This is a genomic window from Paenibacillus sp. BJ-4 (assembly GCF_020404765.1).
Classification (GTDB): Bacteria; Bacillota; Bacilli; order Paenibacillales; family Paenibacillaceae; genus Paenibacillus.
On sequence record NZ_JAIVEM010000135.1, the window covers coordinates 88817 to 111774 of the forward strand.

Consider the following 22958-nt stretch of genomic DNA (forward strand, 5'->3'; position numbering starts at 1 on the left):
GGGAATCATGTATTGGGGATGTTAGGCCAAAAGATTATATATAGAAGGGACGTAGGGAATGAGGAGTTATAGACGAAGGTTCTGGAAACACTTATTTTTTCTCATGATCACAGGGATGCTTGGATCAGTAAGTGTTGTTTCACCGATCAATGCTGGTGAGGAGCCAAGCACATCGGTAAAACTTTCACGGCATGCATCCGAAGATAGTGCCGACGGCAGCGGGGCATCTGGTTACGATCTCTATCGCAATGTTTCTTTTATCAAGCAAAATATCACTGATGCGACATATGCAAATCTGTCTGAAAACCTTAATTTGGGGGTCCAACCAGGCAATCAAGCGATCGTTTATTATTTTAAGAAAAGCCGTGGCTGGAGCGATGTAAATATCCATTATGCTCCCGATGGTTCATCCTGGACATCCCCGCCTGGTATCAGCATGAATGAGAACGCTTGCTTGGATTGGTCCAAAAAAACTATTGATCTTGGATCCAAAACATCAATGAAAGCTGCATTTAACAACGGCTCTGTCTGGGATAATAATAAAGGCGCTGATTATCACTTATCCGCTGGTTTAAGTACCATCAGAGACGGCGTCGTCACAACAGGAGCTGAGAATCCGTGTAGCCCTCCAGTTTTTGATTTAGAAGCACCTTCTATACCTCAAGGATTGACAGTCAAAGCAGATGGACTACGAATTCAATTACAATGGGATCCTTCTGTTGATAATGGGGAGGAAGTGGAATCGGCGGGTATGAGATCACTCGTACAGGAGGGACAAAAGGCGAAAAGGTCTATACGACGCCTCATGCTAACTTCCAAGAATCACTATTAGAAGCGGAAACGACTTATACGTATACAGTTAAGGCATACGATAAAGCAGAACCTGCCAACAAATCGAAAAGCAGTATTAAAGCACATTCAGCGTTTGAATCTAATTCGAAGAAGTATTCCCGCCCTTCAAAAAGGTCAGTATTCTACGGAGAATGTAAGCGGACAAATGGCGTACAAGCGCCGTTATACGGATACATCGAAAGGAATCAACAGTTTTGCTTTAATTACTGTTAGTGATTCAGCTGTTTTTCGGAATATTCCTAACGGAACCTATAAAGATGCTATTACTGGAGATGTCAAAGAGGTCAAGAATGGGACGCTGAATGTGACAGTTTCGGGTAAAGGTAACTTAAGGGTATATGTACTTGATCTCTCCGGGAATCCTGCTCCTGGTAAGATCGGTGAAGACGGGCCTTTCTTGAAGCCTTAATTTCTACAGTAGAAAAAAGATAAGAAGAGTGAAGGGGCGACATTATCTTACGAGTCGCTGTTGAACCATCATTCAAAAACACATTCATATTTTTATGAGTGTGTTTTTTTGAATTTGTGATTAAGGAGTAGTCAGTTTGCACTTGCTGTCACATAAAAATACACCCTCGCAAACATAAAAGTGCGTGAGTGATTTTTATGATTTAGCAGATCATTGTTCTATTATAATTTCCGTTTACTACTTATTTGTTTAGAATAGGTATTTCTCCAAGCAGATTCTTCAAGTTAATAGAATCCCATGGCATATGTTCCGTTATACCTAATCCAACTACATCTGTTTCTTCAGATAGTTCTTTAATCAGATTAAGTAGTTGAGGCATTTGCATTGTTCCGGCAGGAGAATAATTATAAGGTGCTTCAGGGTTGGCGAATAATAATGAACGAAATGCCTTGGGATCAAGCACATCTAAATCAAGGTGAATAGCCAGGTGCTTAATGCCACTTTCTTTAATCCACTCTTTTATAGATGCAGTACTGTTCGTTAACTCTTTGGTTCCTGCAGTTTTAATACCTAGTCTTTGAATCATTTCTGTGTCTTGTTCTGTAGGAGCTGCTAAACCCGCATAAAGACATTTTCAGGTTTTAGAGGGATTTTCACATGTTTTGCGAACTCCTCATCCCCTTCTCCCAAAAGATTCCCGAGCGGTAATGTATGTCCGTTATCATAGCCCACATATCTGACTAAATCACTGTGAGCATCGATCCAAATTAAACCTAATTCCCCGCCGTATCGTTCGTTTAAATAGGCAAATGGGGCTTGTTCGACCAAGCAGTCACCACCAAACATGACAATGCGATCTGGCTTATGAGCATTAATGATATGCTGGGCAGCCTCTAATTGTTCAAGTAGCTGTTTTCGCCCATTCATACCGTTCTCGTTTTCAAGCGGAGTTTCATCATAAGCTTGAACTGGAACATGAATAAGGGGTTGATCATTGTCCGGAGCTAGCCAAGCAAGCAGTTCGGCTCCAAAAGAATAGTTAGGATTGTTTCCCCTTTGCCATTGTGGCATTAACAGGCGTATTGTTTTTTTAGTCATGTTTTTCTCTCCTTTACTTCAAAAGTAAGGTCAGTATAAACTGAACGCAAATAAAAACGTAGTACGCACTTTTTTGAAAGGTACTACCCGAAAGGATAGTGTAAAATTTTTATTATTTTATGGTAATATGGTTAGGTATTTTGGATTAAACTGATTTTTACTTTCTGGAGGCGTTAGAATGAAGTACATAGTGAAAAGAAGGGCACAAAATAAAGGGGACATCGCATCACTGGCCCTATAAACTGCGTGTTCCCCTGGCATTTTTAAGGGGTTTGCATGATGGAAAAACCAGTTGAGGAACGCATCCCTAAATCCTTGATTTGGCTGTGCGTGCTTGCATTTTTCAGCGTATTGAATGAGACAGTGTTCAACGTGTCGTTGCCCGACATTGCCGCTCAATTTGGAATTGAGCCATCCGCCGCAAATTACGTCAATACCAGCTTCATTCTTTCTTTTGCAGTAGGAACGGCCGTTTACGGAAAAATATCGGACATCTATGGCATAAAAAAACTGTTTTTCATCAGTGTGCTGATATACGGTGGGGGATCACTAATCGGCTTGCTGTTTCACTTCTGGTTTCCGGCTTTACTTGCCGCGCGATTTATTCAAGGAGCGGGTGCTTCTGCCGTTCCCGGGCTGATTATGGTCATCGTTACCAGAAGTATCGAAAAGCAGCATCAAGGAAAGGCTTTTGGAATGATCGGATCGACCGTTGCTTTGGGAGAAGGTTTTGGTCCGATACTTGGAGGATGGATCGCGGACTATGTACATTGGTCCTATCTGTTTTTCCTGCCGATGATGACGCTAGTAACACTGCCGTTTTTCTTACGGACGCTGCCCGACGAACATGTGAAAAAAGATGGGCTTGATGTTCCGGGATGCCTGCTCTTTGTTCTTGGAATTGTTTCGTTTACTTTATTTACGACGCATTACGAGTGGTGGTATTTGACCATCAGCTTCATTCTGTTCATAGCATTTGTGCTGAGAATTCGAAGAGCTAAGGAACCTTTCGTGGAACCGGCTTTATTCAAGAGGAAAAGATTTATCGTCGGCGTATTTGTTGGGGGAATACTTCTGGGAACCGTTGCAGGATTTATGTCCATGATCCCTTACATGATGAGAGAAGTACATCAGATGTCGACAAGCCTCATTGGCGGCAGTGTTCTGTTTCCTGGAACGATTAGCGTGATTTTTTTCGGGATCATTGGTGGTTCTTTGGTCGACAGGCGGGGAGCTCGTTTTGTCATGGTTACCGGACTATTGTTGCTCGGTGCGGGGCTTTTGATCGTTTCACTTTTCGCAGATAATAACCCCTGGATCATCTCGGGAGCCTTGGTTTTGATTTTTGGTGGATTATCCTTTGTCAAAACGGTCATCTCAACCATTGTGGCAGGCTCTCTAAGCGCTGACGAATCAGGCTCAGGTATGGGGTTTTTGAATTTTTCCTGCTTTTTGGCAGAAGGGCTCGGTATCGCAATTGTAGGCGGACTGCTTACACAGCTTAGGCTCAACTTTCCTATTCTCCCGATAGTTACTGACGTTGCAGCGTATCTGTACAGCAATTTGACGCTACTGCTTCTAGCTGCAGTAATAATAGGCGGAGCTATTTTCCTGATCGCATTCAAGGAAGGAAAGGCTTCCTTGGATAAGTAATTATCGTTTTATCACTACTGTTCCAAAACCAAAAATGATATTCCGAATAGTTATACAAAAACGACTTGAGTCCCTATTGTGGGGTCTCTAGTCGTTTTTGTATTTATTGGACAGATGATGACTCCAAAATCAACGGATACTTATGGGTATAATAATAAGGAGATGATCATAATGCTGTTGAACTGAAGGGATTGAAGATGAAGTGACACTACCTATTTCTTTGCCGGATATTTCACAAAGACCGTCTAATCTAACAGTGGAACGAAAAATGGAAGCGTCACCCAATGTTCTGTATCAAGCGTGGACCAAGCAGTTTGACCATTGGTTTGCAGCCCCAGGGTCTGTAATCATGGAGGCCCGAGTGAATACGGCCTTCTTTTTCGAAACACATTTTGAGGGGAAACGCCATCCGCACTACGGACGATTTCTGAGACTAGAACAAGATCGCCTTATCGAACTAACCTGGGTTACCGGGGAAGGAGGCACCAAGGGATATGAAACGGTGCTTACCGTTGAGCTTAAACTTAGCGGAAATGGCACGTTACTTCGATTAACCCACGCAGGTCTTCCAGATGAGAATTCGAGAAACCAGCATGAACAGGCATGGCCGTTTGTACTTGAGCAGCTCGACAATAGGATGATGACAAATAGCTAATGAAAAGCCTGCCTACTCTTCGATAACAATCTATAAAGCATCTTTGTATCAAAGCTGCCGGTAACCGCAAAATCCAGGTTAGTCTACCGTACTTCCAGTATAAATGGAAGATGAGGGCAACACTGTTTCCCTTGCCCACAATCTGCTGAAAAAGCACAAAGTGGACGAAAAAAACAACCGAACCAGACAAGGATGACCTCCTTGCCCGGTTCGGTTTTCGATTTTTTATTTAGGAGACTGTCCTTATTTAATGAAAAAGCTGCTTTTGAGACAGCCCCTTTTTCTACGTGATGATTGGGAAGTATGAGACAAGTTGATTTATCAGGATACGACCGAATTCAGGAGACCCTGCTTCACCTGATCGGACAGCGGCATAAGTGGCAGACGCAATTGCTCGGCGGCAATGATCTCTTGCTGGGCAAGCCACCACTTGATCGCGGCTGGGGCTGGCTCCGCAAATACATGCTGGATCATCGGCTTTAGTAGCATGAAACTGTCTCGCGACCCGTTCATGTCGCCAGTCACAAAACGTTGGTATATCTCCACATACTTCTGGATGTTGATATGAGCGGATGCAAGCATACCGCCGGCAGCCCCCTGGCATAGCATGGCATGGAAATAGGCATCCTCTCCGCAGAGGACAGGCTTGGTCTCGTACTGGGCCAATTTCAAGAGCAGATCAAGACCGCCCGTGCTGTCCTTGAGCCCAATTACGCCATCCAGGTCCAGTACTTTGCGTATTGTATCTAATGTCATGCGACTGCCAGTGCGAACCGGAATCTCGTATACAAGCACAGGCAGGCCTACACGAGATACGGCACGGAAATGCTCTAGAATTCCTTCCTGCGTCGGCCGGTTGTAATACGGAGTGACCACCATGGCTGCATCCGCTCCTAATTCAGCCGCCATTTCCGTCCGATGCACCGTTGAATAGGTATCGTTCGTTCCCGTGCCAATGACGATTGGAATGGTTTTGTTCATGCTCTTTAGAACATCCTGCGTCACCTGTACCATCTGCTTCACTTCATCCCAGGATACGGTCGGCGACTCTCCCGTCGTACCGTTAACGACCAGACCCTGGATGTCATGGCCTGCAAAATAGGTAACATACTTCCGGTACGAATCGATGTCCAGCTTATAGTCACGCGTAAAAGGTGTAATCAGCGGTATAAAAATCCCATGAATATGTTGTTCGTTCATCATCATCAGTTATCCCTTCCCGTTGAATTAAATCTAATGTAACATAGGAGATAGTATCAGAGTTATCTATAATAAACGATGATTCTAATCAATATTTTCGATGGGGTGACCAGTTTGGATTTCATCTATCTCCAAACATTTCGGGAAGTTGCCATTCGTGAAAGCTTTACGAGAGCAGCGGAAGTGCTCGGTTACGCACAATCCAGCGTCACGACCCAGATTCAGAAGCTGGAGAAAGCGTATCAAGTCAAATTGTTCGATCGCTACAGCAACAACAAGATTCGTCTTACCTCCGCCGGGGAAGAGCTGTTCAAGCTTGCCGGACAAATGCTGGAGCTTTTCGAGCAATCCAAAGAAAAATTGGCCAAGCAGGGCGGAGGCTCCATGACGATCGGTACCATGGATTCCATCGCTTCGTATTTTCTGCCGCCGTATATGCAGGCGACCCGCAAAGAATACCCTGATCTGAACATACGATTGTATACGGATCGCGAAGAGATGATTTTGCACCAGGTCAGGGAAGGGGAGGCCGATGTCGGGCTGATTCTCGCTGACGATTCAAGCGATCCGGCTTTGCAGTGGATTACGATTCGCGAAGAACCGCTTGTGCTGATTGTCCATCCGAACCATCCGCTTATTGCTAAAAAGCGAATCAGGCTGGGCGATCTGGTGGATGCGGAGTGGATCATGCCCGAGCATACGTGCAACTACAGGCAGCTGCTGGAGAGAGTGCTTCGCGCAAATGGAATCGCCTATCGCGTGGGCCTGGAGCTGGGTAATCCGGAAGCGATCAAGCGGAGCATCAAGACTGGAGAGGGTATATCCATTCTACCGCTAATGGCCGCGCTGGAGGAGATTGAACGTGAAGAGTTGAAGGTGTTACCCTTTGAGCATGCCGAGCTCAAGCTGGAAATTCAGCTTGTTTTTCATCCCAAGAAGTGGGTGTCCAACGCATTGAGCTTTTTTATGGAGAGTCTGAGAATATAGATTTTTCGTCCAAATCAAAATTAATTACAGTACGAGCGCTTCCTAGTGGATACCAGAAGCGCTCACAGTTTAACGTGCCGATGAGGACGAGAACTTAGAATGCAAAGATGAACCGAAGTTCATTATTATGCGGCTGGCGCGCGCTGTTTGAGTTTGGCTTGAAAACGCTGGTAATTGTAAAAATAGAAATACTCCTCTACGGCTTGCCGTCTTCTGTTCGCCCCCTTTGTAATACCCACAGCTTTTTTAGGTATTCGTTCTCCGCCCGTAATCGATAAAGTTCTGCTTCACCACTCTGTTCCCGGGTTCAGGGTCGGCCTTTCATGAGGCCGGTAGCATTTCCCCGTTCCTCTTCGAGCCCGGATATCCCTTCCTCTTGAAAGTACTTCACCTATCGTTGCACCGAATCGTGGGTAATTCCCAACTCTTTTGCTTAAATTCGATGGAATACGTCTTACGAATCTCACCCATGAAAAATCCCCTCCAAGTAGAATGTAGTGCGCTTTTTTGCACTTGTCTACTCAAAGGGGATAATACCAGTCCTATTTTAGGCTTGACCGTTTTTTTGTTGTTGAATTAATTACTCACGTTATGGCAGAACAACACCTACATATAGTCGTGGAAGGTGCAGTTATTAAGATAACGGGATCTATAGAGTAGCTTGAGCAGGCCCTGTTTAGCTAACCAGCCAGCGTTTTAAATGAAAAAGCTGTACCTTTCTCGGTTTTGATTTTTCCATACAACCAAATCCCTCATCCTGATGTGGAAGAGATCCCAATAAATGAACGACAAGATTGTATTAACAAAATTGCAAGAATATATGATCGATTGTTTTAACGGTACAAGTACTTGTCCCGAGCCGAGGACAAGTACTTGTACCTATTGCCGTAAAGGACAAGAACACTGATCCTATTAAAGCTCTATATAGCGGCTTTGAGGGAGGCGGCATCTTTGTTTTAATGCTACAAGTTCTTATCCCGAGTCGCAGAAAAGAACCTCTACCGTTTGCCGATTGAATGGCTATCTAATAACAATAAGGAGTTCGGATACAGAACTGTCGGGTGACGCCGATGGGGAAAATCGGCCACTTAACCTGTCCGAAGAGAACCTGAAGTAAAAAGGAATAGTTAAATCAAAAAATCGAAGATTGGATCAGGAGTGAGACTTCAGCTAAACAATAACATGATTACTCAGCTGATTAGATTAATACTAGTAGATCATCAACACATGAGGTGCGAAAGTTAAATTAATAGCGAAACTTTATTAGTAAATTTCTGATGGATAAGCTCCTACTAAAGGTTGGTATTTCTCTCCTTCTCACCAAACTCTTTACCAAAAACCTCCATCATGTCTAAAATAGGAATCATTTATTTCCCTTTTCTGTAAGTGAATATTCTACTTTTGGTGGAACGACTGGATACACTTCACGTTTAATGACACCATCGTTCTCTAATTCTCTAAGCTGCTTACTGAGGGAGCCTTGTGATAGGTCTCCTAGGAAAGCTTTAATGTCGGAATAACGCCGTTTGGTTCCCTTTAAGTACCAAAGAATGAAATACTTCCAACGTCCTGATAAAACATTTTGAGTAAAAGCTATTGCGTACATGTCTCTCTTTTCGTCTATAAATTCTCTTTGGAATCCATCTTTACAAACCTTCATTCTATCTCGCTCCAGTCCTTATAAGTACAAAAAAATGTACTATATTCATTTAAATTGCCCTCTTTGCAACTGAACATAATGACTTTATGATTGTTTCAACAAAGCAATCCATTACAAGTTAGTTTACCTAAATGCAATGCATACGTTCTCTTTGGTTCTATATTTAGCAGGCTAAATAATATTATAACATAGAAAGGAGTTTTTGATTAGTGAACACAGGAAATTCGAGACTGAAACTTTCGATATGGGACTTCGTTCATGTTTATAAAGGAAGTGATGCTACAAAAAGTCTTCAAAACATAACAGAAATGGTGCAATTGGCAGAACGATTGGGTTACACCAGGTACTGGTTCACTGAACACCATAACACAACAACCTTGATGAGTACTTCACCAGACATGCTCAGCATGCATGCAGCAGCTCACACAAAAAGCATTCGATAAGTTCTGGTGGCGTCATGTTGCCTAATCACAAGCCCGTTGAAAGTTATCATATTGTAAGAGAAAGGCCATATTCCGAAAGGAATATGAGGATGACACACTTCGGGGAAATTCAGGGCTACCTTACCCTGAAAATATGCATAAGAAGTAATAAACAATAAAACAGATAGACAATAGGAGAAATTATTGATGAAAAACCGAATTACACAACTGCACTTATAGTTACTAATCTTGCTTTGTTTCTGGCGAGTGATGATGCCTCTTATATAACAGGTGCTGATCCTGTAATTGATGGAGGTTTGTCTGTGAAGTAACGTAATATTGTATTGATGTAGTATATGAGTATATGAGTATATGAGGCCAACTTCAACCCAAGGCCCCATTGCTATTTTTTCGCTAACACTATTTATTATGATAATAACATTTGGAGGAGAGGATTCACTTGAATAATGCCCTTGAATTGCTTCATAATCATGCGTCCATTCGTTCTTATACCAATCAACTATTGACTGAAGAACAACGAGAAGCAATCTTTAAGGCAGCTAATCAAACATCATCATTTAGTCTTTTGCAGGCTGTTTCTATCATTAGAATTACAGTTCCAGATCTTCGAAGAAAAGTGATGCAACTTTCGGTTAATCAACCTTATATTGAAGAAGCGGCAGAGTTCTGGATTTTTTGTTCAGACTTCCACCGGAATCATCAAATCGCCCCTGAAGTTGACCTTGAATATATAAGAATTTCTTTTAATCGGTTCATTCGATGCCGGGCTTATGGCACAAAGTGCTTTAACGGCAGCAGAATCTATGGGACTTGGTGGCGTATTTATTGGTGGGACTATGTATTGGTAGTCCATCTGGAGATAAACCTGAACTCAAGCCTAGGTTGCCTAAGTCCATGGTTTTACACGAAAACCAGTATCAAACACTAGATAAGCTGAAATTAGCAACTTATGATAAGACCATGCTGAAGTATTATGAAAATCGACCTGTGAGGGCTCCTTTCACAGTGAAAAAAGTTAAAGGATGGAGTGACCATATCCATGATCATCTCCAAAGAAGTATTCAGCCACAAATGATGGACTATTTAAACAAGCAGGGATATGCAATAAAATGAAGCAGGGAAGAACTACTAAGTGAAAAAGATTAACTTGTTTCCAAACTTTTTCAATCCGGAGGAATTCCAAATTAAGTTTGATTAGGTTTCTAAAATAATTTGACACATCAATTTCGTCATGATATAGTCAGCCCGCTAAATAACATTCGAGGGATAAGGGATGATGAATTCATGACAGATCAAGTGGATTGTGATATTCGTCAGTCGTTAGATCGAATTTCCTCCCAAATGCGTCGAAATTACAGCGAATCTCTAAGAGAACTTAACCTTTATGTAGGCCAAGATAATTTACTGTATCGTTTGTGGTTAGGCGATGGGGTAACACAAATGCAACTATGTGAACATTTAAAATGCGAACCACCTACAGTAACGAATATGGTTAAATCACTGGAACAGAACGGATTTATATACCGTAAACGTGATGAACAAGACGCGAGGGTTATGCGAATTTTTCTAACAGACAAAGGCAAAGAATTAGAGAAACCGGTTGATATCAAATGGAGAGAGCAGCAGGATAAATTGCTACATTCCATTTCTACGGAAGATCGGCTTATATTAAGACAACTAATGCAAAAAATGGAGAGTAATATATTATGAGCACTCCATTTTTTGTATTGTATTTAGTATGCTAATTATTTATCAGTGTTAACACCACCGTGATGAAGAGTAAGTTATTTTATTTTCACTTCAAGATTTAAAGAGTATTTACAAAATTCAAAATAAGGAGCTGTTTTTCATGTATAAAAAATTACGTACAGGTATTATAGGCGGGTCGATTAATAACGGTTGGGCAAGGGGCACACATATTCCAGCCATTGAGCACCTGAATGAGTTTGAGCTTACGGCAGTAGGAACAAGCAATATGGATAGTGCGAAGAAAAGCGCTGAAGCTTTCCATGCAAATCACGGGTTTGATAACATGGAGGATTTGGCTCAACATCCCGATGTGGACATGGTAGTCGTCAGCATTAACGTTAAGGATCATTATAATGCCGTTAAAGCCATTGCTCCTGCTGGAAAACCGATATATTGCGAATGGCCACTGGGATCAAATACTGCTGAAGCGCTCGAAATGCAGGAATGGGCAGCTTCCGGCCAACTGCCAAATGCAATTGGATTACAGGCCAGACAAGCACCAGCAATTAATTATGTGAAAGATTTATTGGCAGAAGGTTATTTTGGAAAAGTATTGTCCGCCAATCTAAAAATCTTTATTGATGGAATGGGTGGCGTGGGTGACAAGTCCACTGCGTACTTGTTTGATCGGAAGATCGGAGGGAACTTGCTCACGATTGTAGGCGGACATAATCTGGATGCTTTTACCTACATGCTTGGAGAATTTACTGAACTTTCGGCTGTCACGGCGCAACAATTCCCTGAAGTTGAATTGGTAGATATCCAAAAAGTCATTGAAAAGACGACGGATGATCAAATACTGATTACAGGGAAATTGACTAATGGGGTAGTAGCCAGCATTCATATCCAAGGGGGAGTCAAACAGCAGACAGGATTTACGCTTGAAATTTTTGGAGACAAGGGGACGATCGTTCTGAATGCGCCTGCATCCATTCAATTCGGATCACATCAATTACGGGGTGCAGGAGCTAATGACAAAGAGCTTCATGAATTAACAGTTCCCGATTCCTATTACTGGGTACCGGATTCCCTTAAAAATGATTCAGGTTTTGTTCTGAATATGGCTCAGGCTTACCGTAAGTTTGCCCAAGATATCCAAGAAGGAACATCCTTAACACCAAGTTTTACGGATGCGGTCAAACTTCATCAGTTACTGGATGCAGTGGAAAAAGCAGCACAAACCGGTGAACGTCAGTATTTATGAACTGAGCCAACCATTCTGCATATCCATCTAGACAAGGCGTACCCCTACTAAATGAATGAAGTAGAGTATCTGAACAGCGAATTACTAGATCACAAAGATTGTTTGTCAAACCAAGAAGCCGCAGCTAACAGGCACGATAGCTGCGGCTTCTTTATTGTACACTCAGTTCATGTCCATTAGATGAACGACGTGCTCTGCAAGCTCCCACATACTCCCCGAAACTGGCCTTCACCATATCAAGCCGTCCAGCTTCAGAGGAAACAGAATCTCGCAGCGGCCCAAGCTCTCCCGTACCAGCTTGTCGCCATGAGAATTTATTTAATAGATGTCATTTTACTTTTTAATAGCACAAAAACATGAGAATTCTAAGATTACTGAACTGAATTATCCTTGAGACAATTTATCTTTGTCTTCTCTTAATGCTCTGTCTCTACCGGAATGATCAGGGCGATGATCCAGCAGATGCTGATCACCCCGAACAGGGGGTAAAGAAAGGACAGAAGCAGACTGAAGCCAAACTGCGCGATCAGAAAACAGAGACCAAGCAGTATGAGGGAAAGTAAACCGGAGGAGAGCTTCGTCCGTCCCTTAAGCTGCAGTGTGAGCCCATAGCTTTGGCTACGAAGGTCGTGAAGATCTCTCCGAAGATAACCAGGCTGTACAGAAGTTGAACGAACGCGGCCAGGCTATCCATGAGCTAGGCCATCGGAATTTCAAATTGGCGAATACCGGGCATCCGGGCCGAAGTGTTGACACTTTAATTTTGCTTCATATCCGAGTTGCTCGAGCATTCCCTAGAAGGAAGCATCATCGCTAACAAAACAATAAAAGATCCAAGAGATAGCGGGACGATAGATTATCAAGAATGACTGGCTAAACTAACATGATGGTTCAACTGAACACAAAAAGAGATGACCTTGATAAATTCAAGGGTCATCTCTTGCTAAAAAACAATTGAACACGAATAAACGCTATGATATAATCGATAACGTCATTGACAAATCATACAAAAGACCGCACACATTATTATTCCTATCTTTATTTTACATCTAGGACTTTGATTTGTCAATGCTCTTTTTATACCCCCAAAAAAAACGAAAAAAAGGAGCGCGTTCAAGGAGAAATAGAAGCGAAAGGTTGGCGTCTGGAACAGGAGCGGCTGAAACAGGTTAGGAACAAACGGCAAGCAAGAATTGATGAGCTGGAGCCGGTGGTTGGTGGAATGTGCGATCAGGCTGCGTACATCCTCAAGCGGTTTTGAAAAGAAGTACGCGGCGACTTACGTCGGCGGTGACTAGGCATGATCATGATTGTTCGTTTTTTTCTCAATTTAATGGTTAGGGGAGATATTGAATGAATTCACTGGTTCTCGATTTTCAAGAAATGGATAACCCTCAGCTTTTGCTTGCTGGTGGAAAAGGACTGCACTTAGGGGCATTATCCAAAATGCAAGGAATACAAGTGCCAGAAGGGTTTTGTGTTACAACGGTGGGATATCAAAAAGCCATCGAACAAAACGAAATGGTTCATGCTTTGTTGGATCGGCTAACTACGCTTAAAGTAGAAGATCGAGAACAAATTGATGAAATCAGCAAGAAGATTCGACAGGCCATTATGGAAGTAGCCATTCCTTCCGATGTTGTGAAAGCAGTTGCTCACTATCTCTCCAAGTTTGGCGATGAATATGCTTATGCCGTGCGTTCTAGTGCGACTGCTGAGGATTTGCCACATGCTTCTTTTGCTGGTCAACAAGACACCTATTTAAATATTATCGGCAAAGAATCCATCTTGGAGCATATCCGCAAATGTTGGGCTTCTTTATTTACGGAACGCGCGGTAATTTACCGAATGCAGAATGGATTTGATCACAGCCAAGTTTATTTATCCGTTATCGTTCAAAGGATGGTGTTCCCACAGGCTTCAGGGATTTTATTTACCGCTGATCCCATCACTTGCAACCGAAAGCTGCTCTCTATCGATGCCAGTTTCGGACTTGGAGAAGCGCTGGTCTCCGGCTTGGTATCTGCCGATTGTTATCAAGTACAGGATGGGGTAATCGTCAGCAAGAGGATAGAAACCAAAAAAATGGCTATTTATGGACGAAAAGAAGGCGGAACAGAAACCAAGCAGCTCAATCCTGATCAGCAAAAGACGCAAACCCTTACGGATCAACAAATTTTACAACTGGAACGCATTGGAAGAAAGATCGAAGAACATTTCGGCTGCCCCCAAGACATCGAATGGTGTTTGGCTGATGATACATTTTATATTCTCCAGAGCCGACCGATCACCACTTTATATCCCATTCCTGAAGCAAATGACCAGGAGAATCACGTGTATGTATCTGTCGGCCATCAGCAAATGATGACTGATCCTATTAAACCACTGGGGATATCTGTTTGGTTGTTAACAGGTGCCCGACCCATGTTTAAAACTGGTGGTGGAAGGCTGTTTGTGGATATCACGATGGGCCTGGCTTCACCGGCTGGCAGGCAAAATTTATTGGATGTTTTAGGGCACTCCGATCCGCTCATAAAAGACGCGCTTATTACCATCATAGAGCGGGGAGATTTTATAAAATCGGACCCAAATGACAAAAGCGAACCGGGGCCCGTTAAAAGCCATAAGGGTATGTCGTCTGCGGATATTCTGGCAGAAGCAGGAAACGATCCGGCAATTGTTGCTGATTTGATTAAGAGTAGTGAGTCATCGTTATCAGCGTTAGAACATAACATCCAAACGAAATCAGGATTGGATGTATTTGATTGTATCCTGGAAGATATGCAGCAACGGAGGCAGCGTGCATCAGATCTGAAAAATTTGAGTGTGATTATGGCCGCTATCCACGCTTCAGCATGGATCAATGAAAAAATGAATGACTGGTTAGGTGAAAAAAACGTAGCAGACACACTTTCCCTATCTGTACCTAACAACGTTACTTCTGAAATGGGTATGGAGCTACTGGATGTTGCAGATGTGATTCGTCCCTATCCGGAAATAATTGAGTATCTACAACAGGTAAAGGATGATAACTTTTTGGATGAACTGCTTCAATTCGAAGGCGGGCAGCAGGTGCGTGATGCTATTGCTGCTTATCTCGACAAATATGGAATGCGATGTGCCGGGGAGATCGATATTACAAGAACACGCTGGAGTGAAAAACCAAGTATACTGGTACCTATGATCCTCAGTAACATCAAAAACCTTGAGCCTGGCGCCAGCAAACGAAAATTTGAGCAAGGGCGACAGGAAGCTTTGAAAAAAGAACAGGACTTATTAGACCAATTGAAACAATTACCGGGTGGTGAACAAAAAGCCGAAGAGACAAAACAAATGATCGACCTGATCCGGAATTTCATCGGTTATCGCGAATATCCGAAATACGACATTGTTAGTCGCTACTTCATTTATAAGCAGGCTTTACTAAAGGAAGCGGAACGACTCGTACAAGCCAACGTTCTTCATGAAAAAGAAGATATTTACTATCTCGCTTTTGAAGAATTGCAGGAAGCCATACGCACAAATAAACTAGATTACCAGGTCATCGACAAACGAAAAGATGAGTACAGATTATATGAAAAACTAACTCCGCCACGTATTATCACGTCTGACGGCGAAATCATTACGGGTCAATACAAACGGGAAAATATCCCCGCCGAAGCTATTGTAGGCCTCGCTGTTTCTTCGGGCGTTGTAGAGGGGCGGGCACGTGTGATCCTGAATATGGAAGAGGCTGATCTGGAAGATGGCGATATACTAGTCACCGCCTTTACCGACCCCAGCTGGACTCCATTGTTTTTATCCATAAAAGGCTTGGTTACGGAGGTGGGCGGACTGATGACCCATGGAGCCGTTATCGCACGTGAATATGGCTTGCCAGCCGTTGTGGGAGTGGAGAATGCGATCAAACTGATAAAAGATGGGCAACGAATTCGCGTGCATGGAACAGAAGGGTATATCGAATTATTGTAATGGATAAATCAGCAGTTGAATTATGAGTATTAGTGATGTCTTTTCCTTTCCTCGGATGGTTTCTATGGTCACTATATCGGTCAGTACTTGGACATTTTTTTCCGTCAGTTTTTGGACATTATGGGTTAGCAGAAACATAAGGGAGCTACACACGGGCAAAACACTCAAATGTGTCTTAATGACCAAACAAATCTCATGCAAGGCTGCCAATTGACTCGGCAGCCTTTTGGAATAAGGGTAAATCATTTAAAATGAAAAAAGGGGTTATATAGTGATAACACCAAATGAAAATGTATGCCGAGGAGGCTTTAATGATTAAAAACATTTAGTCAAAATACGAGTTTTGTGAATAAGTATTAAAAACGATTTACTATATGCTATTCATTGGTCGTAAGATTGATTTTCTTAGAAATTAGATGATTTTATCAATTATATATAAAGTATGAACCCTGATACTTTGCGGACGGTATAAGGATTTAAACCAATAGTGCATTTACCAACCCTATTCTGCTTATGGTTGAGGTATCGTCTAATGAGCAACAGACCTGATCTCCTTTTGAAAACATATTTGAGACACAAAGAAACTGCAGTTGAAGGAAAAAACTATTCTCATAACAGCAGCCTTTAAAAATATGTAGACTAATCCGAAAGTTTATCAAGTGAGTGTCTATATTTTAGACTGCCCTGTCTTGCAATTTCTAAGACTTTATCCGTGATTGTATATTCCGGATTGTGGCTCTGTTCCTTCCCCTTTTCGATCTATACGTCGTTCTCATCCTGATATCCCTCTGTATTCTTCTTCATGTGATCCTCGCTTAGTTTTCCGACATCATATATTGGTCCAATCCTGAGGGAATGTGTATCCACTTATGTAGCAGCCAATTCATCCTATGTATTATCGTCTAACAGGACAAATAGGGAATGAAATAATACCCTATTTTGTTCACGATTGCAAAGTAAGCTTCTGAACGATGGCTGAATTTCAATTGAAATCAAGAAACAAATTGCTAATCGCAATGAAAAATTCTACAAGGAGAAATCTTTGATGACGGTATTAAATTCTATATTAACTATAACATTGCATAGTATATATGGATTTATATCGTGAGACTCGGCTTTGTAAATAACTAAAAGGCAATTTTAACACAGAAAGCTTTCAGTTAATCGTTTATAGATTTATCAATTAATAAATGAAAAGCCTTGAGTTTTGTCTTAATATATATGAAATATCAGTAATAAAGACGTGACTGGACCGATTATTCATTGCAACTAAGGAAACCAGTACACGTCTCAAACTTACCGAAATATGGTACCGTATCTTTTGCTTAAACTGGTACCTCACCGATTCACTGAGAACAAAGAACAAGCAAAAAAATAATCAGTGATTGATTCATAAATTAGGTCCTACAAGTATTTTAAGAAGTGAATAGAGTCCAATACTCTATTTAATAAAGTAATCCAAGCTCTCTCCCCCGTTCTACAGCCTCTACTCGGTTAGATACCTGGAGTTTCGCGTAAATATTGATGACGTGAGATTTAACTGTAGCTAATGAAATGCACAGCATAACTCCTATCTCTTTGTTACTACGTCCCGTGGCTAACACTTGAAGTACCTCAAGCTCACGCTCACTGAGAATGGCTTTTTCACGCTCCTTAGGTGATACGGGCAAAGATATTTGCATTTTTGATTGTTCCAAGAGTGCCTGTATAAGCTGTGCAAAGCATTTTTCTTTGGAATTTAATTCCTGCTCCGGATCTTTCAAAAATAGACCAAAATAAGGGCGAAGTCTCTCCATCTCCAAACAAAAAGGAGACAGGTACTCGTTTTCATATCCGTAATGTACAGCTTCTCGGAGTACGTGAAACAATTCTTTTCCCGGCACGCTTGATACAGAAGCTATTAGAGTCATCTTCAATAATAACCCTTCTACCAGAATGGTTCGAATTCCATGTTTTCTTGCATGAGGCAGTAATACGTCAAGGTGCTGATAGGCAAGCTCATTTTCTCCTCTTGCTACGCGAATACGAGCACACGCCAAACGATCTTCCAAGCGTATAAAAGCTTTGGAGTGTGGTTCTTCAACTCTTTTCAATAGTTCATTTTCCATTTCAATGTTACTCAATCCATACCTGAGCATGTATTTTAAAATAGACGTAAAATAGGTAGGACTTTGATAAAGGGGAAATTTCTTAAGTTCCTCCAGTAATTCAATCGCGCGTGTGTTATCGCCGTGAAGTACTCGAAGTTCCATTTCGTTATATAAATATGCACTTTTTAATTGACTGTCATCGTCGAAAAATAATTGTTTAGCCGTAGCAATTGACTCTTCAGCCAATTCAAGTTTCATCATCTTTAATTGGATGCCAGTAAGCCCGATCCAGTTGATAACTTTCATTGGATGTAGCATAGGATAATTCTCACAAAGATCAAACATGATTTCATACAGTGACAGACATGCCGAAAATTCACCTAACGTTTCTAGCACTTGGGCTTGGCTGCTCAAGATAGAAAAGCGCAAAAAAGGATTTGGCGACAATTTTTCCAACCGTTTTGCTTGATTGAGCCAATTCATGGCTGTCGCAAATTGATCTTTGAGCGACAACATCGTTCCACCAGTTACCAAAATAATGGCACGCGTAACTGCATCCATTTCAAAAGATTCCCAGTTTTCGAGCCATTCCATTCCAACAGGTAGATCAAAAACTTCATCTCCTAGCATAAAACGACACAACTGAAACAAGCTCCCTAATCCATCTTCCTCTTGCTGTGGTGTTAAATTTATGATTTGCCTCATATCTTCAATTTCTAAGTTACAAAAGTGATAAAATAACCGCTGAAACATAAGTGGGCGACTGGAAGATAAAATATCCAGCGGAATTTGCCGAAGGTACGACCAATTGGGGAAGTGATGTCCTGTTGCTAATAATAAACGTATAGCTTCTTCATAGGCCTCGGCCCACAAATAATGCTGGAGGCTCTCTTCACTACTTCCCATTCGTTCATAAACTTCTGCTGCTCTAAGATGGAGCGATCGCACTGTATCTTCTCCTTGCTCGCGAAGCTTTGCCCTTAAAAAATCACCAAATACCTGATGATAACGATATAAACCTTCTTCCTCATCCACGGTGATCACAAACAAATGCTTTTCTACCAACCTTGTGATAATCACCGCCGCATCATTAATGCCGAGCATCCAATTACATATCTTTTCATTGAAATATGCAAGCACAGATGTCTGAAGCATGAACTGTTGCTCCCACTCCGATACCGACCGCAAAATCTCATTAGATAAATAATCAACCATGTATCTGTTCAAGGTTCCGACTGGCTCCGTCAAAGTATGCGTATGGTGAACAACCGCAAGAGCAGACAGTTGTAAGCCGCCCACCCACCCTTCAGCCCATTGATACAACTTGTGAACAGTTGAAGGTTCGAGTGTTAAACCAAGCGTTTGAGTCAGAAATAAATTCGCTTCTTCGTGGGTAAATGCTAATTCGCGTTCGTTAACCTCCAGGTATTGTCCCGACATGGCAAGTTCCCCCAAATATAACTTTGGAGTTTCTCTGGTCAGCAGAACAATGCGGATTGTTTCGGGACTGAAGCGAAGAAAAAATGTCAGACTTTGAAGTAAGGTCGTGTCATCAATAAAGTGAAAATCATCTAATACCAGCGTTCCTACTGCTCTGCATTCCTCCAACCGATTGACTAGTAGCACAAGCAGGTGATCCAAATTAGGCTTTTGGGATAGTGCGTCAAACATTGTACGCAAGTGCTCTGGCTCTTGTCCAAACAGTCCCTTTAACGCTTCTAAAACGTAATACCAAAAAGAACGCGCATCGTTATTCGCTTCGTCAAGCGTAATCCAATACCATCCAAGATCTGGCCGCTCGCTCATGTAGGATGTCATAAGTGTGGTTTTTCCACTTCCTGCTGAGCCCTGCACGACCAAAACCTTGTGATCGGAGAGTCTATCAAGTTTCCGATACAATTCAGGACGCGGGACATATTGCTTACGTAATGCGGGTGCTTTCAATTTGGCGGAAAGCAGCTGAAAACTACCCATCTTTTCTTTTCACCTGCCTTAGTTCGTGTGAAAATATCTAATTCTACTATAACACGAAATTCCGAAGTTACCCGTAGAATCCTTTGCGAAAACGATTCTTACAAATGAGCCACCCTGCCGCCGCCAACACTGCGGACGCTACAATCACATAAAGTGCGTGCTCCCAATACAACCCTACTGCTCCTTTTAACTCCATTTCTTGAACGAGCGTTATAAAATGCTGTTGTGGGAAAACACTTGTAATAACCTTCATAATACCGTTCTCATGAGCAATTGTGTAAAAGCTGCCCGAAAGCACTGAACTTAAAAGAATAATGGCTGAAGATAATGATAGCCCATTATCAGCATTCTCGATCCACGCTGCCATAAACAGAGCAAAAGATACTGCTAACAGCGCAGGCAAGACAAGAAGTAAAGAGTATGTGCCAAGACCAAATCCGATATTAATTCCTACAGCTTTCGCTAGTGCTAACACTAGCCAAGTTGGCACATAAACAGCCATAAATCCAAATAGACATTGTGCTGACAAATAGGGAACAATTCCTGCAGGAGATACAGCAGTCCGTCGAAATGTGCCCGTTTTTTTGTCATCCGAAAACAACTGAAAATAGAACAAAGCTTGAATAAGCAGGAACATGGTAAGGTAACCCAATATGTTGGTCCCAATTCCTCTTTGAGGCATTACAGACAACGGCGCATGCGGGCGGACAATTGCATGCTCTAGCTGCTGCTTAAACTCATCCGATTTCAATGATTCAATACGATGAGAGCCGTCGCTATTGAAAGTAACCACTGCATCATATCTATTTCTTACCAGCTCAGATTTAGGTGGCGGCTGCTGCAAATATTGAATCCGATATTGCTCTGAGCTGAGGGTCAAACTCACTTTTTGGCTTGTTACCACCGCTAAGGTGCCTTTCAATTCTGATTGAGCTGTAAAATAGATTGCCAGCGCCATTGATGCCAACGTCATTATTAGGGTAATCACAATAACATTCCTGCGGTTCCACATACGAAGGGAATGATTGCAAAAAATTCGAAAGGTCGTTTTCATATATAGTCCTCCGTTTTGAAAGTTCGTTTACAGCCCCATAAGAGTAGTAGGGACGCTATAACAAAGCTCAACAGTGTTGGTAGAAACAAGCTGAAATCTCCGTCGTAAACGATACGTAACACAGTTTCAACCACCCATTTGACCGGGGAGAAAAAGGATATGACTTCCGCCGTCCTACCGAGGCCGTCTAATTGGAAAAACAAACCACCCAGTATCGCGAGCACGCTGTTTATTATCGAAAGAATTTTGTTTGTTAATTCCTCTCCTTTAAAGAGACAACAGAATAGGACACCGAGTGCGGATGAAAACAAATCGAAACAAAGAAGTACAACAGCTGTGTAAACTGCGGAGGTTCCACCTAGCCGAATGTTAAACACGAGTTGAAGTAGTGCTACAAGTGCAATGGAGCAAAGGCCTGTAAATAGGAACGTGGCCGCAGTTTTGGACAAGTAAATGAACGATTTTGGGATCGGTGCGTACAATATGCGAAGATTGCTACGTTTCACATTTTGATCCATAAAACTATTTGCAGCCGTCATGGATACGTTTAAAGCGCTGTAAATTAGAATCGTCACGCCATAGTAATCGTAAGCAGTAACGTCACTTCCACCATATAGCCCTCCACCCAAATAACCAAGCACAAAGATTAAAAGGAGTGGAAAAATAGTGTTACTCAGGATAAGTGGGACATTCGTAGCCAGGTTGATAAAATCTCGCTTAAGAATACTGAAAAATGGAAATAGCAGCCCCGTTTTTTTTCTCGAATCGGTCATTGTCTTTTCCTCCTAATCCCGAAGCGTACGACCAGTCAAATTGAGAAAAACCATCTCAAGACTGGGCGAAAAACCTGTCAGATTAATAATTTTAAGTCCATTTGAGGTTATGTTCACAATGATTTGATCCAGATTTTCAATCCCTTTTAGAGTTGAGATGTGAATCCGGTTTCCGACGATGTCTACTTTCTTAACACCGTCGATTCGGTATAGATCAATATCAGGCATTTCACTTATTTCTTCAACCTCTACTTCGTAACGTTTCTCATCGGCAAGCCGTTCCTTTAATTCTTCTTTGGTACCGGAAGCGATAACCTCGCCGTGATCAATAATCAAAATTCGAGTAGATATTTCCTCCACTTCTTCCATGTAGTGTGTTGTATAGATGATCGTTGCTCCCTCGTCCCTCAGCTTGCGGATTGATCCAAGAATATGGTTACGAGACTGGGGATCAATACCTACCGTTGGTTCGTCCATAATAATCATTTTAGGACGATGAGCGATGGCACAAGCCAGGTTGAGCCTCCGCTTCATTCCTCCAGAGAATGTCTTCGGTTTATCTTTACGTCGGTCCGCCAATCCGACGATTTCAAGCGCTTCATTTGTACCTTGCTCTAGTTCCGTACCCGTCAAACCATATAGCGAAGCAAAAAAACGAACGTTGGCTTCGGTTGATATATCCTCATACACCGCTAAATCCTGCGGAACAATTCCAAGTTCACGTTTGTATTGGCTCATTAGCCGTTCCACTGGCTCTCCACAGTATCGGATATTTCCCTTGTCCCCGCGCAGCGAGGTAGACAAAATATTGATTGTTGTAGTCTTTCCTGCCCCATTAGGGCCAAGAAAACATAAAATTTCACCTTGATGCACATCGAACGTTACATTGTTCAGCGCCGTGCGGCTACCAAAGCTTTTGCTTAGCTCGCTTACTTCGATGATAGGTGAATTAGAGATCATAACAGCACCACTCCTCTTATTTTATGTTCTCATCTTACCGCGCAAGCCAGTATAATAAATCAACCAAAGGGTCGATTCATAAGGTTGATTTTCCCCTCTAAGACAGCTTCATCCTCTGATGTTTATCGACTCATGCTTCACCAATATTCCATATCAAACCGTTTGAAGCATTTCATCACCTTCCTACGTTTTTGTCTAGTTCCGTACTTCAACAGAATTCTCGAA

Annotated in this window: 15 protein-coding genes and 4 pseudogenes; 11 read left to right on the forward strand and 8 right to left on the reverse strand. The window is 42.1% G+C overall.

Annotated features, from left to right (window positions below; all coding sequences use genetic code 11):
• Nucleotides 1-103 precede the first annotated feature (103 nt).
• Nucleotides 104-832, forward strand: coding sequence for a carbohydrate binding domain-containing protein (locus LCF57_RS19365; RefSeq protein ID WP_226002169.1), 729 nt, complete (start codon nucleotides 104-106; stop codon nucleotides 830-832).
• 78 nt (nucleotides 833-910) lie between these two features.
• A pseudogene (locus tag LCF57_RS19370) lies at nucleotides 911-1261 on the forward strand (alpha-amylase); the annotation flags it as partial.
• Nucleotides 1262-1502: 241 nt separating this feature from the next.
• Here the strand turns inward: LCF57_RS19370 and LCF57_RS19375 are convergent.
• Nucleotides 1503-2359: pseudogene (locus LCF57_RS19375) on the reverse strand (arginase family protein).
• Between the two features lie 279 nt (nucleotides 2360-2638).
• Here LCF57_RS19375 and LCF57_RS19380 point away from each other — a divergent pair.
• Together LCF57_RS19380 and LCF57_RS19385 are read left to right on the forward strand one after the other, a co-directional pair.
• Nucleotides 2639-4012 carry an MFS transporter gene (locus LCF57_RS19380; protein WP_226002170.1) on the forward strand — a complete coding sequence of 458 codons (1374 nt, stop codon included), beginning with the start codon at nucleotides 2639-2641 and terminating at the stop codon, nucleotides 4010-4012.
• Nucleotides 4013-4214: 202 nt separating this feature from the next.
• Nucleotides 4215-4667, forward strand: coding sequence for an SRPBCC family protein (locus LCF57_RS19385; protein WP_226002171.1), 453 nt, complete (start codon nucleotides 4215-4217; stop codon nucleotides 4665-4667).
• 321 nt (nucleotides 4668-4988) lie between these two features.
• Here LCF57_RS19385 and dapA read toward each other — a convergent pair whose 3' ends face one another.
• On the reverse strand, nucleotides 4989-5873 hold the full coding sequence (gene dapA / locus LCF57_RS19390; RefSeq protein WP_318840723.1) for a 4-hydroxy-tetrahydrodipicolinate synthase: 885 nt from the start codon (nucleotides 5871-5873) through the stop codon (nucleotides 4989-4991).
• A gap of 72 nt (nucleotides 5874-5945) precedes the next feature.
• Between dapA and LCF57_RS19395 the strand changes: the two genes are divergently transcribed.
• Nucleotides 5946-6854 (forward strand): LysR family transcriptional regulator, encoded by a 909-nt coding sequence (locus LCF57_RS19395; protein ID WP_413232204.1) that lies wholly within the window; start codon nucleotides 5946-5948, stop codon nucleotides 6852-6854.
• A gap of 125 nt (nucleotides 6855-6979) precedes the next feature.
• Here the strand turns inward: LCF57_RS19395 and LCF57_RS28270 are convergent, their stop codons facing one another.
• Together LCF57_RS28270 and LCF57_RS19400 are read right to left on the reverse strand one after the other, a co-directional pair.
• Nucleotides 6980-7093 (reverse strand): IS3 family transposase, encoded by a 114-nt coding sequence (locus LCF57_RS28270; RefSeq protein ID WP_413232205.1) that lies wholly within the window; start codon nucleotides 7091-7093, stop codon nucleotides 6980-6982.
• Nucleotides 7094-8146: 1053 nt separating this feature from the next.
• Nucleotides 8147-8514 (reverse strand): annotated as a pseudogene (locus LCF57_RS19400) (winged helix-turn-helix transcriptional regulator).
• Between the two features lie 209 nt (nucleotides 8515-8723).
• Between LCF57_RS19400 and LCF57_RS28275 the strand changes: the two are divergent.
• The 6 genes and pseudogenes from LCF57_RS28275 (at nucleotide 8724) to ppsA (ending at nucleotide 15882) form a co-directional block, all read left to right on the forward strand.
• The gene (locus tag LCF57_RS28275) at nucleotides 8724-8957 is read left to right on the forward strand and encodes an LLM class flavin-dependent oxidoreductase (protein ID WP_226002172.1); all 234 of its coding nucleotides are present in this window, start codon (nucleotides 8724-8726) and stop codon (nucleotides 8955-8957) included.
• A 215-nt stretch (nucleotides 8958-9172) separates the two neighbouring features.
• Nucleotides 9173-9268, forward strand: a complete 96-nt coding sequence (locus tag LCF57_RS19410) for an SDR family oxidoreductase (protein WP_318840727.1) — start codon at nucleotides 9173-9175, stop codon at nucleotides 9266-9268.
• A gap of 128 nt (nucleotides 9269-9396) precedes the next feature.
• Nucleotides 9397-10070, forward strand: a pseudogene (locus LCF57_RS27960) (nitroreductase family protein).
• A gap of 171 nt (nucleotides 10071-10241) precedes the next feature.
• Nucleotides 10242-10667, forward strand: a complete 426-nt coding sequence (locus LCF57_RS19420; RefSeq protein WP_226002173.1) for a MarR family winged helix-turn-helix transcriptional regulator — start codon at nucleotides 10242-10244, stop codon at nucleotides 10665-10667.
• A 139-nt stretch (nucleotides 10668-10806) separates the two neighbouring features.
• Nucleotides 10807-11910: a Gfo/Idh/MocA family protein gene (locus LCF57_RS19425; RefSeq protein ID WP_226002174.1), complete on the forward strand. Its 1104-nt coding sequence runs from the start codon at nucleotides 10807-10809 to the stop codon at nucleotides 11908-11910.
• 1353 nt (nucleotides 11911-13263) lie between these two features.
• Nucleotides 13264-15882 (forward strand): phosphoenolpyruvate synthase, encoded by a 2619-nt coding sequence (gene ppsA, locus LCF57_RS19430; protein ID WP_226002175.1) that lies wholly within the window; start codon nucleotides 13264-13266, stop codon nucleotides 15880-15882.
• A 1445-nt stretch (nucleotides 15883-17327) separates the two neighbouring features.
• Here the strand turns inward: ppsA and LCF57_RS19435 are convergent.
• The 4 genes from LCF57_RS19435 to LCF57_RS19450 form a co-directional block, all read right to left on the reverse strand.
• The gene (locus tag LCF57_RS19435) at nucleotides 17328-19946 is read right to left on the reverse strand and encodes a helix-turn-helix transcriptional regulator (protein ID WP_226002176.1); all 2619 of its coding nucleotides are present in this window, start codon (nucleotides 19944-19946) and stop codon (nucleotides 17328-17330) included.
• A gap of 67 nt (nucleotides 19947-20013) precedes the next feature.
• Nucleotides 20014-21000 (reverse strand): ABC transporter permease, encoded by a 987-nt coding sequence (locus LCF57_RS19440; RefSeq protein WP_226002177.1) that lies wholly within the window; start codon nucleotides 20998-21000, stop codon nucleotides 20014-20016.
• A complete protein-coding gene (locus LCF57_RS19445; RefSeq protein ID WP_226002178.1) occupies nucleotides 20997-21773 on the reverse strand; it encodes an ABC transporter permease in 777 nt (258 codons plus the stop codon). The genes LCF57_RS19440 and LCF57_RS19445 overlap by 4 nt, the downstream gene beginning before the upstream one ends.
• Before the next feature lie 12 nt (nucleotides 21774-21785).
• Nucleotides 21786-22733 (reverse strand): ABC transporter ATP-binding protein, encoded by a 948-nt coding sequence (locus LCF57_RS19450; protein ID WP_226002179.1) that lies wholly within the window; start codon nucleotides 22731-22733, stop codon nucleotides 21786-21788.
• Nucleotides 22734-22958 lie beyond the last annotated feature (225 nt).